General features: G+C 47.1%; 13 protein-coding genes. 6 read left to right on the top strand and 7 right to left on the bottom strand.

What is annotated here, in order from left to right; genetic code table 11:
* The first annotated feature begins 10 nt into the window (after nt 1-10).
* Nucleotides 11-1,828: a sialate O-acetylesterase gene (locus FXO21_RS28485; RefSeq protein WP_149643281.1), complete on the top strand. Its 1,818-nt coding sequence runs from the start codon at nt 11-13 to the stop codon at nt 1,826-1,828.
* A gap of 74 nt (nt 1,829-1,902) precedes the next feature.
* Here the strand turns inward: FXO21_RS28485 and FXO21_RS28490 are convergent, their stop codons facing one another.
* Nucleotides 1,903-2,466, bottom strand: coding sequence for a cupin domain-containing protein (locus FXO21_RS28490; protein ID WP_149643282.1), 564 nt, complete (start codon nt 2,464-2,466; stop codon nt 1,903-1,905).
* Nucleotides 2,466-2,945: a hypothetical protein gene (locus tag FXO21_RS28495; protein WP_149643283.1), complete on the bottom strand. Its 480-nt coding sequence runs from the start codon at nt 2,943-2,945 to the stop codon at nt 2,466-2,468. The genes FXO21_RS28490 and FXO21_RS28495 overlap by 1 nt, the downstream gene beginning before the upstream one ends.
* 80 nt (nt 2,946-3,025) lie before the next feature.
* On the opposite strand from FXO21_RS28495, the gene FXO21_RS28500 reads away from it, so the two are divergent.
* Nucleotides 3,026-3,649, top strand: a complete 624-nt coding sequence (locus tag FXO21_RS28500; RefSeq protein ID WP_149643284.1) for a TetR/AcrR family transcriptional regulator — start codon at nt 3,026-3,028, stop codon at nt 3,647-3,649.
* A gap of 70 nt (nt 3,650-3,719) precedes the next feature.
* Nucleotides 3,720-4,175, top strand: coding sequence for a hypothetical protein (locus tag FXO21_RS28505; RefSeq protein ID WP_149643680.1), 456 nt, complete (start codon nt 3,720-3,722; stop codon nt 4,173-4,175).
* A gap of 80 nt (nt 4,176-4,255) precedes the next feature.
* Here FXO21_RS28505 and FXO21_RS28510 read toward each other — a convergent pair whose 3' ends face one another.
* A complete protein-coding gene (locus tag FXO21_RS28510) occupies nt 4,256-4,651 on the bottom strand; it encodes a GxxExxY protein (protein WP_149643285.1) in 396 nt (131 codons plus the stop codon).
* A 107-nt stretch (nt 4,652-4,758) separates the two neighbouring features.
* Nucleotides 4,759-8,424, bottom strand: coding sequence for a phosphoribosylformylglycinamidine synthase (gene purL, locus FXO21_RS28515; RefSeq protein WP_149643286.1), 3,666 nt, complete (start codon nt 8,422-8,424; stop codon nt 4,759-4,761).
* 125 nt (nt 8,425-8,549) lie between these two features.
* Here purL and FXO21_RS28520 point away from each other — a divergent pair, with 125 nt between their 5' ends.
* A complete protein-coding gene (locus tag FXO21_RS28520) occupies nt 8,550-9,932 on the top strand; it encodes an AraC family transcriptional regulator (RefSeq protein ID WP_149643287.1) in 1,383 nt (460 codons plus the stop codon).
* A 75-nt stretch (nt 9,933-10,007) separates the two neighbouring features.
* Here the strand turns inward: FXO21_RS28520 and FXO21_RS28525 are convergent, their stop codons facing one another.
* Both FXO21_RS28525 and FXO21_RS28530 read right to left on the bottom strand, forming a co-directional pair.
* Nucleotides 10,008-10,481 (bottom strand): DUF6644 family protein, encoded by a 474-nt coding sequence (locus tag FXO21_RS28525; protein ID WP_225865897.1) that lies wholly within the window; start codon nt 10,479-10,481, stop codon nt 10,008-10,010.
* Complete coding sequence (locus tag FXO21_RS28530) at nt 10,481-10,834, bottom strand: hypothetical protein (protein WP_149643289.1); 354 nt, start codon at nt 10,832-10,834, stop codon at nt 10,481-10,483. The genes FXO21_RS28525 and FXO21_RS28530 overlap by 1 nt, the downstream gene beginning before the upstream one ends.
* A 122-nt stretch (nt 10,835-10,956) precedes the next feature.
* Between FXO21_RS28530 and FXO21_RS28535 the strand changes: the two genes are divergently transcribed.
* Entirely contained in the window at nt 10,957-11,499 is a 543-nt protein-coding gene (locus FXO21_RS28535; protein ID WP_149643290.1) for a DUF4468 domain-containing protein, read from the top strand.
* On the opposite strand, the gene FXO21_RS28540 is transcribed toward FXO21_RS28535, so the two are convergent.
* Nucleotides 11,492-12,322 (bottom strand): SGNH/GDSL hydrolase family protein, encoded by an 831-nt coding sequence (locus FXO21_RS28540; RefSeq protein ID WP_149643291.1) that lies wholly within the window; start codon nt 12,320-12,322, stop codon nt 11,492-11,494. The genes FXO21_RS28535 and FXO21_RS28540 overlap by 8 nt on opposite strands.
* 168 nt (nt 12,323-12,490) lie before the next feature.
* On the opposite strand from FXO21_RS28540, the gene FXO21_RS28545 reads away from it, so the two are divergent.
* Nucleotides 12,491-14,011 carry a glycoside hydrolase family 32 protein gene (locus FXO21_RS28545; RefSeq protein WP_149643292.1) on the top strand — a complete coding sequence of 507 codons (1,521 nt, stop codon included), beginning with the start codon at nt 12,491-12,493 and terminating at the stop codon, nt 14,009-14,011.
* Nucleotides 14,012-14,146 lie beyond the last annotated feature (135 nt).

Consider the following 14,146-nt stretch of genomic DNA (forward strand, 5'->3'; position numbering starts at 1 on the left):
AATGATTATCATGAAAACTTTGATAAAGTACATTTTCAGTTACGCCTGCCTCTTGACAAACCTTTGCAATGCCCAAACTGTGACGTTGTCATATCCTATCAATAATTCAGTAATCCAGCGAAACACGCTTAACAAGGCGACAGTGACCATTGCAGGTCAGCTAATTTACAACAACCTCGCAGTCACAATGAGTTACAGGATTCGGACTGTGAATGCGACCGGCGTCGTTGGAGCCCCAGGGCCTGCTACAAACTTGAACCTGGCTGCAAACGGCATGTATTACACAACATTGACAGTCAACAAAGGCTGGTATCTATGCGAAATCCTCACGAATGGTGTAGTGTACGCGTCGGCAAAATTCGGTATTGGTGATGTGTTTATTATTGCTGGTCAATCCAATGCGCAGGGAGTTGGAAAACCCAACTATTTATTGCCGAGCAGCGCCAGTATTCCGGAATGGATCGTTGGCACCTCTGCGGATAATGCTTGCAGTAAAAGCTTCCCATCGCCTTTTCCGGACATGTTCTCGTTAAATACGCCCGATGAAGTAAAAAGACATAGCAGGTTGGGGCCGTCTGGGAATACTATTTGGGCGTATGCGATACTAGGAAAACTGATTTCCGACGCAAACGGAGGAATGCCAGTTGCATTTTTCAATACTGCTACTGGCGGATCCTCGATCACTGAATGGAAACAAGGAGCCGACGGCGTTGAAGCTAAACACCCATATACGGGAGCACAGGTTTGCCTCGGTTACCAAAATGGATCAATGAATCCATCGGACTATTATGGCTTACCCTACACAACCTTAAAACACGCCCTAAATGTTTACGGGTCGGTATTTGGTGTCAGAGCCGTACTCTGGCACCAGGGGGAAGCAGATGCGGATTTAAATGTCAATCCAGTTTACAAAGCAACCAGCGCCGCGGATTATCAGGCCAAGTTGCAGGCTGTTATTGCCAAATCCCGCGCTGATTTCGGAGCGCCCAATCTGGCCTGGTATATTTCCAAAGCATCCATCAGCAAGTGGGGACCTCTGAATGCTACCGTAAGAACCGGACAGGGCAATGCAGCGCCGGGTTCACCGAACCTGGGTGGCCCGGATACAGATTACGTAACCGGAAGTTCAGGAGCAACCACCGACATCGTCGGGGTAAACAGATACAGAGGCGACACCACTCACTTTTACGAAGGCCCCGGGACCATCAAAGGGCTCACCTGGCTCGCTAATAAATGGTATTCAACCATAGGTGGACTGGGTGCGCCGATCGCAGCAAGTTGGGTACCGCAACTGACCTATTCAAAAAACGGGGACTGGCGAACCCTCACTGTCTTTGGCCCGGCGGTTCAGTACGTCTGGAGTAAAGTAGGTATCAATGGTCCGGCAGTGCCAGCGGGAACGTCCAATATATACACCACAGACGAAAAATACCTCGGCCTGCGCTGCTACATGAAAGATCCAACGGGAAACTGGCACATAACACCCGCGATTAACGTCGGGAAGTATGACAATCAACGTGTGGGTGCCGAAGTCCTAAAGGAAAACCAGGAGGAACAGCCGGGATTTGGATTGAATGCTTTTCCCAATCCATATACGACAAGTTTTACCATCGCATTTGATGTACCGGAAGAAAACACCGAGGTCAGGTTGGAGATTATCAATATGCAGGGGAAAGTACTGAAAACAGTCGTGGACAATCCCCATGCAAAAGGAAAATGGGAATATGAAGTAACAGAGTTGCCTGATACCTCAGGCGAAATATTGTTATGCAGGTTGAAGGTCAATGAAAGCTATACGGTGAAAAAGTTGGTCCATTTGACAAAATGAAAGGAATCAGAAAAATGACGGGCATGCGTTTGAGTCGCATGCCCGTCATAATTTTCCTTATCAAATTATCCTATTTAAAGCGGATCGGGTGCATTTTTGAACCGTTTGCCCTTTCCTGCCAACTGGCCGAGAAAAACTAAGACGGGAAAAATGACTTTTTTGATAAAAACTGGAATGCCCAGCATGTCAAATTCCGTGCGGTACTTCCTAAGTAAATAGGCTGCATCGAATGTACCGGGTCGTCCGTTGCCATTTTCACTACTGGACCTGAAAATTTCGCCCAAAAAATATTCAATATTATAAGGTGGCCAAATTTCACCCTTGCAATGCAATATCTCCTCTCCCGCATTCCAGAACCTGTGAGGAATGCCAGGTTCAAAGGTGGCCGAATCGCCCTCATTGAGAAAATAAGGCTCCTTTCCGAGAATTTCAACGCCCATTTTTCCATTGATAATACGTAGACTCTCATACTGCTTGTGGTGGATATGCATCGGCGGGCCGGCATTTGAGCTTACCCAATTTTCAACCTGTATGTAAGTTACGCTGTCGCGCGTTTCGCGACCCAGAAATATAAGCCGCTCACCATGACCATTGTCAATCGTCACCGGATAAGCATTTTGTAAAGTTTTCGCTTCCATTATTCAGCTTTGGATTTGACGCTCAAACCATGCAATAAAATACCTGCCAATATCAGCAAAACAGAGAGTCTCAGCAAACTCAGCTTCTCCCAAACTCCCGCCCGGCCAGTCAGGTCGTCACTTACAACAGGTGAATACGCGGAGGTAGTAATGGCGATCAGCTCCGGAACAAAATAGATGGCGGTAACGGCAAGGATCAGAACATACACACCTGCGACGATCAAAATCTGTTTACGGCAAGGCTGGCGCCAGTTGGCAGCTAACGCAGCTGCGAGCAACAGAATCGTAACCGGATGCACCGGTTTCCAGAAGTTCGCGGCTTGCAGCGCATACTCGCCCTGAAACATGGAAAGTGACACCGGAGGCGCAATGCTCCAGACAGGTACAACCGCCAGATGCTCATATATCGCGGCACCTATAATTGAAATGAAGGCTATTGCAGCCATAATGTGCACAATGTTTGCAAATGATTTCGTCATAATGATTTAAAGTTATATTTTTGGACAACGACCTAAAATTAACAGGATTTAGGACAATGACCAAATAGTGAATTTAAAAGATGAACGCAACGCACGAAAAAATTATTAAACGGGCATTGGAACTGTTTAACCTGAAAGGAATTGAATATGTAGGCATGCGGGAAATCGCCGCCGACCTGGGGATGCGGATCGGGAATCTCACGTATTATTTCCCCACCAAGGACGATCTGGTGTACCAGCTAAGCCGGGATTATACCGAATCCAATTCGCAAATCCATACCGACTTCCCCGTCCGAAGCTTATATGATTTTTTGAAAAAGAATGTTGCCCTGTTTGAAAACGGCTTGAGATATCAGTGCCTGATGTTGAGCATGGTACACCTGATGGAACAAAACACAAGGATTTCGGCCAGTTACAAGGGTGTTTCGCATGAGCGGACCGCCGGGCTCGCGCTGGATGTTGCTATTTTGGAACAAAACAAATACGTAAAGTTCAGCTCGGAGGATGACAAAGTACTGATCGTGTCCAGTAACAGTCTGCAAAACAGATTTTGGTTTTCCGAGGCAGTGTTGACCGAATCCAGGCAAAATCTGGCAAGTCAAATGACCCATTACCTTCGCATGAAAGCACATTTATTCCGGCCCTATTCAACTAAAAAAGGACTGGAAGACATTGAGCGCTTCCTGCATGAACTGCATGGATAATTTCATGATAAGAAGGTAGAGACCGGGATGAAAAATCTTATTGTCAAAAGCATTCTACCCGACCAACACCATGAACCTCAAACCCGCAGCCTTCGCAGCCCTATTTCTGTTGACGCAATGTAATTCGGCCGTCGAGTCCACCGACCAACCCAGCATCTTAGGCACCTGGCACCTGCATTCCAGCCAGATCATCGAGAAAGGCGATACCATCATAACTTTCCCGGTCAAAGATCAGGAAATGATCAAACAGATTACGGACACACATTTTACTTTCATGAAACATGATACCCGGCAAGGCAAGGGTGATACTGCCGTTTTCGACGCAGGAGCGGGTACTTATACATTAAAAGGCGAAGACTACACCGAAAACCTGCAATACTGTAGCGCCCGCGAATGGGAAAATCACCAGTTTCATTTCAAACTCCGCATGAATGGAGATACCCTGGTGCAGACGGGTTTCGAGAAGATTGATAGTCTGGGAATTGACCGGGAGATTAGGGAGGTGTATGTGAAGTCTAAACTATGATTTTTTTGATGGGCTATGATGGGCTATGATGGGCTGTGATTTTTTTTGTGATGCATTTTTGATTTGATTTTCTTTTTTGGTCATCCCCATTTTGGTTTGGGTTTCATGACTCTTTTAAATTGGAGGCTGGTGTTGCCGAAGTTGATGAGGAGGCCGATTTCCATTTTGTATGCCTCCAGATAGTTAATCGCCTGGGCCAGATGCACGTCTTCCAGTTCTTTGACCGCTTTGAATTCGAGCATGATTGTGTTCTCAATAAAGAAGTCAACCCTCCTTTTGCCGATTGGAAATCCTTTGTAGCTCAACGGCATTTCCATTTCGCGTTGGTGCGCGATACCGTTCATATTGAGCTCGATAGATAAAGCGCGTTGATACACCACCTCTTGAAAACCATTCCCAATATAGCGATGCACTTCCATTGCACAACCAATAATCCTGCCAGTCAAATCCGAATGTTTGTAAAGTTCGTTAACCATAGTGTGTCAAATAGTAATTGCAACAAATCAACAAAAAAATTGCCGCTAACCAAAAGTCAGCGGCAACATCAATCAAAAAATCATAGTCCTCATAGCCCATCAAAAAATCATAGTCCGACCTTCTGCACCCACTCCCGTGCATTCACAAATGCCTCTATCCAAGGACTCACCTCATCTTTTCTGCCCTCAGGGTAATTCGCCCAATGCCATTGGAAAAGTGACCTTTCGATGTGCGGCATCATCACCAAATGACGGCCTGTTTCGTCACAGAGCATCGCGGTGTTAAAGCCGGAGCCATTTGGATTGGCAGGGTAAGTTTCATAGCCATATTTAGCAACAATACTGTAACGGTCTTCGGTATACGGGAAGTCAAAACGACCTTCACCGTGGGATACCCAAACACCCAGCGTAGATCCTGCCAGTGACGACAGCATTACGGATTTGTTAGGTTGGATTGTCAGTGAGGTGAAGATACTTTCGTGCTTGCCGCTGGCGTTATGCAGCATTTTAGGCTTCACGTCGTGGCCCATATTGATCAGACCAAGCTCTACGAAAAGCTGGCATCCGTTGCAAACTCCGACCGATAGTGTATCCTCTCGTTTAAAGAAGTTTTCCAGTGCAATTCTTGCCTTGTCGTTATAAAGGAACGCGCCTGCCCAGCCTTTGGCTGAACCTAAAACATCCGAATTTGAAAAACCGCCTACTGCGCCGATGAACTGAATATCCTCCAAAGTTTCGCGGCCGGAAATCAGGTCGGTCATGTGGACATCTTTCACATCAAAACCTGCCAGGTACATCGCATTGGCCAATTCGCGCTCTGAGTTGCTGCCTTTTTCACGCAATACCGCTGCTTTCGGACGAGGTTTGGATTCATCGATAACCGGCTTTTTGCCGTTAAACTGCGCTGGAAATTTGTAGCGTAGTACGTGGTGTTTATAGTTATCAAAACGCTCTTTCGCCAGTTTGGCGCCGCTTTGTTTGATATCCAGCAAATAAGAAGTTTTGAACCAGACATCCCGCAACTGATCAATATCGAAATCCCATTTACCGGAAGCGTCTTTAACAGTCAGTGTAGAAGCAAGATTGACATTTCCGATTTTATGAAAAGCAATTCCATTCTCTTCCAACGCACTTTCTACACTTTCTTCCGCCTGGAAAACGACACCAATATTCTCCGCAAAAAGCTTTTCAATAATATCCTGATCTCCCAAACCTGACAGATCAATGGAAGCGCCCAGGTCGCGATCGGCGAAACACATTTCAAGTAAAGTCGTGATCAATCCGCCGCTGCCGATATCGTGGCCCGCCTGAATTTTACCTTCCTTAATCAATTGCTGAATGGCATTGAAAGCATTCTTAAACTGATCAGCGCTCTGAATATCCGGCGCAGCGTCACCGATTTTATTTAATATCTGAGCAAATGAAGAGCCCCCCAGTTTGTAAGTGTCGCCCGATAAGTTGATATAGTAAATCGAGCCGCCGGTTTTTTTCAAAACAGGCTCCACAACGGCAGTAATATCGTCGCAATGTCCGGCTGCTGAAATGATCACGGTTCCCGGTGCGATTACCTCGGCATCCTTGTATTTCTGCTTCATCGATAGCGAATCTTTTCCAGTGGGAATGTTGATTCCCAGACTGATCGCAAAATCCGAACACGCTTTCACGGCCTTGTATAAACGCGCATCCTCGCCTTCGTTTTTACAAGCCCACATCCAGTTGGCAGAAAGCGAAACGCTCGTCAGATTATCCTTCAATGGCGCCCAGACAATATTGGAAAGCGCTTCTGCAATCGCATTGCGGCTACCCGCAGCCGGGTCGATCAGCGCAGAAAGTGGCGCGTGGCCGATCGAAGTCGCGATTCCATCCTTACCTTGAAAATCCAGCGCCATTACGCCCACATTGTTCAAAGGCAATTGCAGCGGACCGGCGCATTGCTGCTTGGCTACGTGGCCGCCCACACAACGGTCAACCTTATTCGTCAGCCAGTCTTTGCTCGCAACCGCTTCCAGTTGCAGCATTTGTTCCAGATATTCATGTAGCTTGCCGATTTCGTAAGTTACCGGCTCGTAATTTCTTTCAATGGATTTGTCGGCCATGACCGTTTTCGGCGAGCTGCCAAACATATCTTCCATTTTCAGGTCCATCGGTTTCGCGCCCGTTTTGGCCGATTCAAATGTAAACCTGTGCGAGCCAGTCACCTCTCCTACCTGATACAAAGGCGCCCGCTCGCGGTCTGCGATGCGTTTCAGCGTTTCAAGATTCTCTTTGCTGATCACGAGTCCCATTCTTTCCTGGGATTCGTTACCAATGATTTCCTTGGCCGAAAGTGTAGGATCGCCGACTGGCAATTTGTCCAGATCTATATTTCCGCCTGTTTCCTCAACCAGCTCCGAAAGACAGTTCAAATGTCCGCCTGCGCCGTGGTCGTGGATTGAAACGATCGTGTTATTGTCGCTTTCCACCATGCCGCGCACTGCATTGGCGACGCGTTTCTGCATTTCAGGATTAGACCGCTGGATCGCATTTAACTCAATGCCCGAGCCGAATGCACCGGTATCGGCAGAAGAAACCGCCGCACCGCCCATTCCGATCCGGTAGTTTTCACCACCCATCACCACGATCTGGTCGCCCACTTCGGGAGTCGACTTTTTTGCCTGATCCGCTTTTCCATAACCAATACCACCCGCCTGCATGATCACTTTATCGTAACCCAGTTTACGGCCTTGTTCTTCGTGTTCAAAAGTCAAAACGGAACCTGCGATCAGCGGCTGACCGAATTTGTTACCAAAATCGGTGGCTCCGTTAGAAGCTTTGATCAGGATATCCATTGGTGTCTGATACAACCATTGACGCTCTTCCACACCATTCTCCCACGGGCGGCCATCTTCCAGACGCGACAATGCGGTCATATAAACCGCCGTACCCGCCAAAGGAAGCGAACCTTGTCCGCCCGCCAGCCTGTCACGGATCTCACCACCCGAACCGGTCGCTGCGCCATTGAAAGGTTCAACCGTAGTCGGGAAATTATGCGTTTCCGCTTTCAGGGATATAACTGATTTATAATCTTTTATCTCGTAAAATTCAGGAACGTCGGGCCGCTTTGGAGCAAACTGCCTTACTACCGGACCTTCCAGAAATGCTACGTTATCTTTATATGCCGAAACGATTGAGTTCGGATTCGCTTCGGAAGTCTTGCGGATCAATTTGAACAAAGAAACCGGCTGTTCCTCCCCATCGATCACAAACACACCATTAAAAATCTTGTGTCGGCAATGCTCAGAATTGACCTGCGAGAAACCAAAAACTTCCGAATCCGTCAGTTTGCGATTGAGCTTTTCAGCCAGTTTGTTCAGGTAATCCACCTCCTCGTCACTTAGCGAAAGTCCTTCCAGCTTATTGTAAGCGGCGATATCATCTACCTCTTTAATCGGCTCGGGCTGAATGTTGATGGTATAAAGCTCCTGGTTCAGCTCGCTGTATTTCTGCGAAAGCATAGGATCAAAAGCGGTGAAGCCTGCATCCACTTTCCTGAATTCCTCCATGCGGACAATACCCTGAATATCCATATTCTGGGTGATCTCCACCGCATTGGTACTCCATGGTGTGATCATCGCCGCGCGGGGCCCAACAAAAAACTCCGTGATCGTTTGTTCATCCCGGAGTTCTGCGCCGCCAAAAAGCCAGCTTAATTTGGAAGTATCTGATTCTGTTAGCGTTCGCTCTATCTGGACCGCAAAAACAGTGTTCTGTTTGTCTGCAAAAAAGTAGATCATGGTATCGAATTATGGCGCAAAGGTAACGCTAATTTGGCTTTTTGGCTAGTGATAAGTGTGTTTTCTGTTTTGAAAATTGCCTATATTGGCATAATTGACAAGAAACTCAGCGCCGACCAGCTCCCATGCAACCATCCATCGCCGTATTGCCATTTAACAACCTGAGCAACGATCCCGAAGAGGAATATTTCAGTGACGGGATCACCGAAGAAATCATCAATGTGCTGAGCCGCGTGCCCGGTTTGCAGGTAGCGGGGCGTACTTCTTCATTCACTTTCAAAGGTACCAGACAGGATTTGTCATCCATCGGCGAACAGCTGAATGCAAACCATATTTTGAAAGGAAGCGTATCGGGTTCGGGTGACCAGTTGCTGATCCATGCGCAACTTGTAAATGCAGCAGACGGATCAGTGGTATGGTCGGAACAATACGACCGGGAGCTGGATGCTATTTTTGACATTCAGGATGAAATTGCGCTGGCTATTTTAAGTGCGGTTAAAGTGGAATTACTTGGCGAAGAGCCTGCGCTTACCTTTAAGCGATACACAAATAACAAGGATGCGTACCAGCTTTATCTGCGTGGGCGGTTTTATCACAACAAATTTGCGGGCAAAGATGAATACAGTAAGGCGATAGGCTATTTCGAATCAGCAATTGACCTGGAACCCACCTATGCAATCGCTTATGCGGGAATAGCCTCGTGCTACCTGAACATGTGGTTTTACCGGCACATGCCCGCCGTAAAGGCCCTTCCTTTGATGGAAGACGCTACCAGACAGGCGCTGGCGTTGGATAGCGGGATCGCGGAAAGCTACATTGCGTTGGCCCGTATGCAAATGTTGTATGAGTGGGATTTTGGCAGTGCAGCGCATTCGTTTAAAAAAGCAACCGATCTCAACTGGAACACCGCCGAACTGCACGTGCAGTTTGCCCTTTACTGGGGATTGCTCGGCCACCCTGCGATGGCGGAAAAGGAAATCGCGACGGCACTTTCCCTGGAACCCTTCTCGCTGATCAATAACTTTTACGCGGCTTATGTGTACTGGCTTTCGGGAAATTTTGAAAATGCAGTGGCGCAGGGCAGAAAACTGACTGCATTACAACCTGCCTTTTGGGGCGGGCATATGATCATTGGTGCGAACCTGATTACATTAGGGGATTACCCGGCCGCACAGGAAGCGCTGGAAACTGCCTTGGAAATCAATTATAACGGAATTACCCTGAGTGCCTGCGGTGCATTGTTCGGTCTTTCGGGAGAGCATGAAAGTGCAAGGGATATATTGACACAAATGAATGCACTGAGCAAAACGCAGGTAGTATCAAACTACGACATGGGCATTGTGCATGCTACTTTAGGCGATGCCGATATTGCAGTAGAATACTTTCAAAACGCAATCAGTCAGCACGAGCCGCCGATGCTGTTTTTCAAATATATCGTAAGAGACTGGCTCACAGGGGAATTGCACGACAAACGGTATGATATGCTGGTGGAGTTGATTTTGCAATAGTTACTTCTTGCTGCAAATGCGTCTGGAGTTTTTAAGTATGGACAAACCCTGAAATCAAAACCCAGACCCAGGGCACTAATAAGCCAGCAACCTTCCGCAGGCAATCACCGCGATCCAGACTGATATTGAGATCAATGCGGAAAGTTTTGAGGTACCGGAAAGCATTGTCTCCCGGCTGTCGCCTTTTGGTATTTTGTAAATAAACCGGTGAAATATCCACGCATTCAATGCCGCAACCAGGATCAATGCCAGCTTTAACCAGAATGTAAAATCAGTACCCAGCGCCTGCGCATTGGTGATGAAAAGCAACAGTCCGGACGGGATAATGAGGATTAACCCGCGCTGCGACCAGGGCAGTAAATGCTTTGCCAGCCCTGCCACCGGTAAGTTTTTCGAATATCCTAAAAGCCGGAGATCAAAAAGGAAAGCGGCGCCGACGAGCATAACTATACCCAGTATATGAATGATTTCCAATACCGGGTATAGATACAAAGATTGCCGGATGCCGACAGCCCAGGACGATTTTTCAAGCCATTCCAGTAACTCCACTAGCGCAGCTCGAATTTTTTGCCGTCCACAAAAATGCGTTCTGCCCGCATTTCGTTTTTCTCGGTTTTGTGCGGGTAGGCAACCAGTCTTACGTCAGTACCTTTGCTAATCATATCCCCTGTGAGCCCGCGATCGGTCATGCGGCTGGTGGGCGCAAGGAACACGGTAATCAAATCTTTTTTGTACTTGACTTTCGCCAGTACGTGCGGATTTTCGTAGATCGACTCTTCAATTTTAGTCTTGAAATCGGTCGGCTTGGTTTGATCGTAATCGGCCCAGCCGTGGTGCAGGATTGTAAAAGATGCAAGCAGCAATACCGCCAATGCCAGTGCAGGAACTTTCAAATGCTTCATAACCTGTTGAGTTTAGTGTATTTAAAAGTAACAAAATTGACGATACTTTAAAACTGATATCTTTCAAAAACCTATACAATACGTTTTCCCTTATATTTACCCGTCAATCAACTTTTGAAAATTTGAAATATCTCGCATCGCTTCTGATCCTTTTTTCATTCGGTACATCGTTCGCACAAGATGGTTATCTTCCGTTAGACCAGGACAAAAACATCCATTATTCCGATTCCGGGCAACCCAATCTTTCCAAAGACGAATTATACAAAAAGGTGCAGGAATGGGTCGGTAAATCGTTTGGCAACTACCAGAATGCTGTCACATTTGAGGATCCCAATGCGGGGAAACTGCGGGTTACAAGCTACGTCCCGCTGATTCACGCGCAGTTTGCATACGTGCGTTTCGACCTGACGATCACGGCTTCCGACAACAAATATGAAGCACACATCAACAATCTCGACGGAGTTTCGCCTATACACAGCCCCGTAAGGCTTACCGGAAAAGAGAATGAAGCCATTGCGGCCCAGCAAGTATTGATCAATGCGGAAAACAGTAAAAAGAAGCGGGCCGAGCTGGAAGAAAATCTTAAGATCATCAAAGCAGATAACAATGGCATCAATACTGCCATGTACAACCTGCTGGGCAGCCTGAAACAATTCACTAATTAAGCCCTTTCCACTTGCTGATCAGCATATTGGCAATTATTTCGTAGCCTTTGTCCGACGGATGAAGCCCGTCGTAGGTCATATTGATTGCCTCCGCAGGGTATGGATATTCGTCTTTCTCCGGATCAAAGGGAATGCGGGTGTATTCTGGGTAGATGTATTGCTGGTATTGACCGTTTTCAGGATTTTTTAGCCTCTTGAAATTGACCATATTGTCCAGATTAATGCCGCTTTCATGGTAAAGATCGACGACCTGAAATTGCTCTTCAAGGCCAATTTCAAGGATCGCGTTAGCTACTTGTTCGAGCATCTGGTCGCGTTTTGGCTTATAGGATCCGTAAGCATTGTTTTTCGGGTTGTTGATATAAACAAAATCCCCGCGCTGCATCGGCGTGATCAGAATAATTTGTGCCTTATTATTTAAATCTTTCAACTTATTGACAATCACCCGAAATGCGCCATAAACAGTTGACGCGCCGTTTTGATTTTTATAATCGTCAATAGTACCGATCGGTTTACCCTGCCACCAGTCGTTTGTTCCCAGAAAAATGGTGTAAACGTCGGCTTTCACCAATCCGAGCGACTCAATCTTTTCGGCGATATTGATCGAAGTCCAGCCGTTGTGCCCCTGGTTCAAGTACTCGATATCCGGATACTTTTCTGTGATCAGGGTAAGATACCCTTTCGTAACACGGTCGCCGGTCTCGTCTTTGTGGTCATTCAGATAAGTAATCGAATCCCCGATTGCGACCCAGGTAGTTTTTTGAGGGGCTGCGCCAAAACAAATGGCAACCAATAGCAGCAGCAGGCAAAGTTGTTTTCTCATTTACAAACAATATTCATGACCGTTAACAGGAATACGATCAGCCGGCAATTCTACTGATTTGCTTTAAAATTTCAATAAGGTATTTCTCAGTATACGATCAATCAAAAATTCTTGTAAATAGCAGGTCCCGATGTCAATCCGGGCTTCCGTCACATTAAAACCGCAACTATGAAAAAAGCGCTGCCCATCCTATTGTTGTTCGCTGCATTGCTGAGCAACAAATCTGCGTCCGGACAGGATATGAAGGAAAAGTACCGGCCACAATTCCATTTTTCTCCGAGATCCAACTGGATGAACGATCCAAACGGGATGGTTTACAGTAACGGCACTTACCATCTTTTCTTCCAATACTATCCCGAAGATAAAGTTTGGGGGCCGATGCACTGGGGACACGCAACCAGTAAAGATCTCGTTTCCTGGACGGAGCAGGCCATCGCATTGTATCCGGATAGTCTTGGCTACATTTTTTCCGGCAGCGCAGTAGTCGACACTGAGAACACTTCCGGTTTCGGTAAAAATGGAAAGGCCCCGCTGATCGCGATTTTCACGCACCATAACCCGGTTCTGGAAAAGCAAAAAACCGGGAAGCATGAATACCAAAGCATTGCATACAGCCTGGATGAAGGCAAAACCTGGACCAAGTACAGCGGCAACCCTGTACTGCCCAATCCCGGTATCACCGATTTTCGCGATCCCAAAGTTAGCTGGTATGCGCCCCGGAAAAAATGGGTGATGACGCTGGCCACCAAAGACAGGATAACCTTTTATTCATCTCCAAACCTGAAAGAATGGACGCGTGAAAGTGAGTTTGGCGCTGATGCGGGTGCTCATGGCGGCGTATGGGAGTGCCCGGATCTGTTCCCCATTATGCATGAAGGCAAAGAGGTGTGGGTACTGATCGTCAACATCAATCCCGGCGGGCCCAATAAAGGTTCTGCGGGGCAGTACTTCACAGGCGATTTTGACGGGAAAAACTTTACGCCTTATTCAAAGGAAACCAAATGGCTGGATTTCGGGGCTGATAATTATGCCGCTGTCACGTTTTCTAACACTGGTAACCGCCGCATTCTGATGGGCTGGATGAGCAATTGGCAATATGCCAATCAGGTACCCACACATCCATGGCGCAGTACCAATACGGTTGCGCGTGAGCTGGGCTTAAAGACGGTCGAAAAAGAAATTTATCTTACTTCCGTTCCGGTTAAAGAGCTGGCGGTTTTAAATACAACCAGCTTTTCACAGAAAAGCATTCAGGTGAAAGGTGAGACAAACCTGACCCCAAAGGCTAAAAATGCGACCGGCCTGTTCAGGCTTGATCTGAGTATGGGCGTGCCGGCTGATTTTAGCATTGTCTTGTCAAATAAGGCCGGAAACGAGCTGGTTGTCGGTTACGATAAAGCAGCAAATCAGTATTTTATCGATCGCAGTAAATCAGGGAAAATTGATTTTGAAAAGGGATTTGGCCAAAAACACACGGCACCCCGCTTGTCGGTTGACCATTCAATGGATTTGACATTGATCGCCGACGCGGCGTCCGTCGAGCTTTTCGCTGACAAAGGCCTGACTGTCATGACGGACATCTTTTTCCCCGATTCGCCTATGACTGATCTGCATATCAAGTCGGTGTCAGGTATCAAGATCGAAAACCTGAAATACTCGGTCTTAAAATCCGCTCTTCCGGGCAAATGAGCTGATACCAGCATTCGGCCCAGGTATCCAATATAAACAGAAAACCCTTTTCGCCAGTTGCACTGCCCCCCAAAAGTTAGACACTTCTTGGGGGTATTTTTATGGGTAAAAACAGAAAACACAGTGCAGAGTTGA

It is taken from the genome of Dyadobacter sp. UC 10 (assembly GCF_008369915.1).
Classification (GTDB): Bacteria; Bacteroidota; Bacteroidia; order Cytophagales; family Spirosomataceae; genus Dyadobacter.

Coding starts and splice junctions, on each gene's coding strand:
- FXO21_RS28520 (WP_149643287.1), top strand. CDS start 8,550: ATGCAACCATCCATCGCCGTATTGCCATTTAACAACCTGAGCAACGAT.
- FXO21_RS28530 (WP_149643289.1), bottom strand. CDS start 10,834: ATGAAGCATTTGAAAGTTCCTGCACTGGCATTGGCGGTATTGCTGCTT.
- FXO21_RS28510 (WP_149643285.1), bottom strand. CDS start 4,651: ATGGTTAACGAACTTTACAAACATTCGGATTTGACTGGCAGGATTATT.
- FXO21_RS28495 (WP_149643283.1), bottom strand. CDS start 2,945: ATGACGAAATCATTTGCAAACATTGTGCACATTATGGCTGCAATAGCC.
- purL (WP_149643286.1), bottom strand. CDS start 8,424: ATGATCTACTTTTTTGCAGACAAACAGAACACTGTTTTTGCGGTCCAG.
- FXO21_RS28500 (WP_149643284.1), top strand. CDS start 3,026: ATGAACGCAACGCACGAAAAAATTATTAAACGGGCATTGGAACTGTTT.
- FXO21_RS28505 (WP_149643680.1), top strand. CDS start 3,720: ATGAACCTCAAACCCGCAGCCTTCGCAGCCCTATTTCTGTTGACGCAA.
- FXO21_RS28485 (WP_149643281.1), top strand. CDS start 11: ATGAAAACTTTGATAAAGTACATTTTCAGTTACGCCTGCCTCTTGACA.
- FXO21_RS28490 (WP_149643282.1), bottom strand. CDS start 2,466: ATGGAAGCGAAAACTTTACAAAATGCTTATCCGGTGACGATTGACAAT.
- FXO21_RS28545 (WP_149643292.1), top strand. CDS start 12,491: ATGAAAAAAGCGCTGCCCATCCTATTGTTGTTCGCTGCATTGCTGAGC.
- FXO21_RS28540 (WP_149643291.1), bottom strand. CDS start 12,322: ATGAGAAAACAACTTTGCCTGCTGCTGCTATTGGTTGCCATTTGTTTT.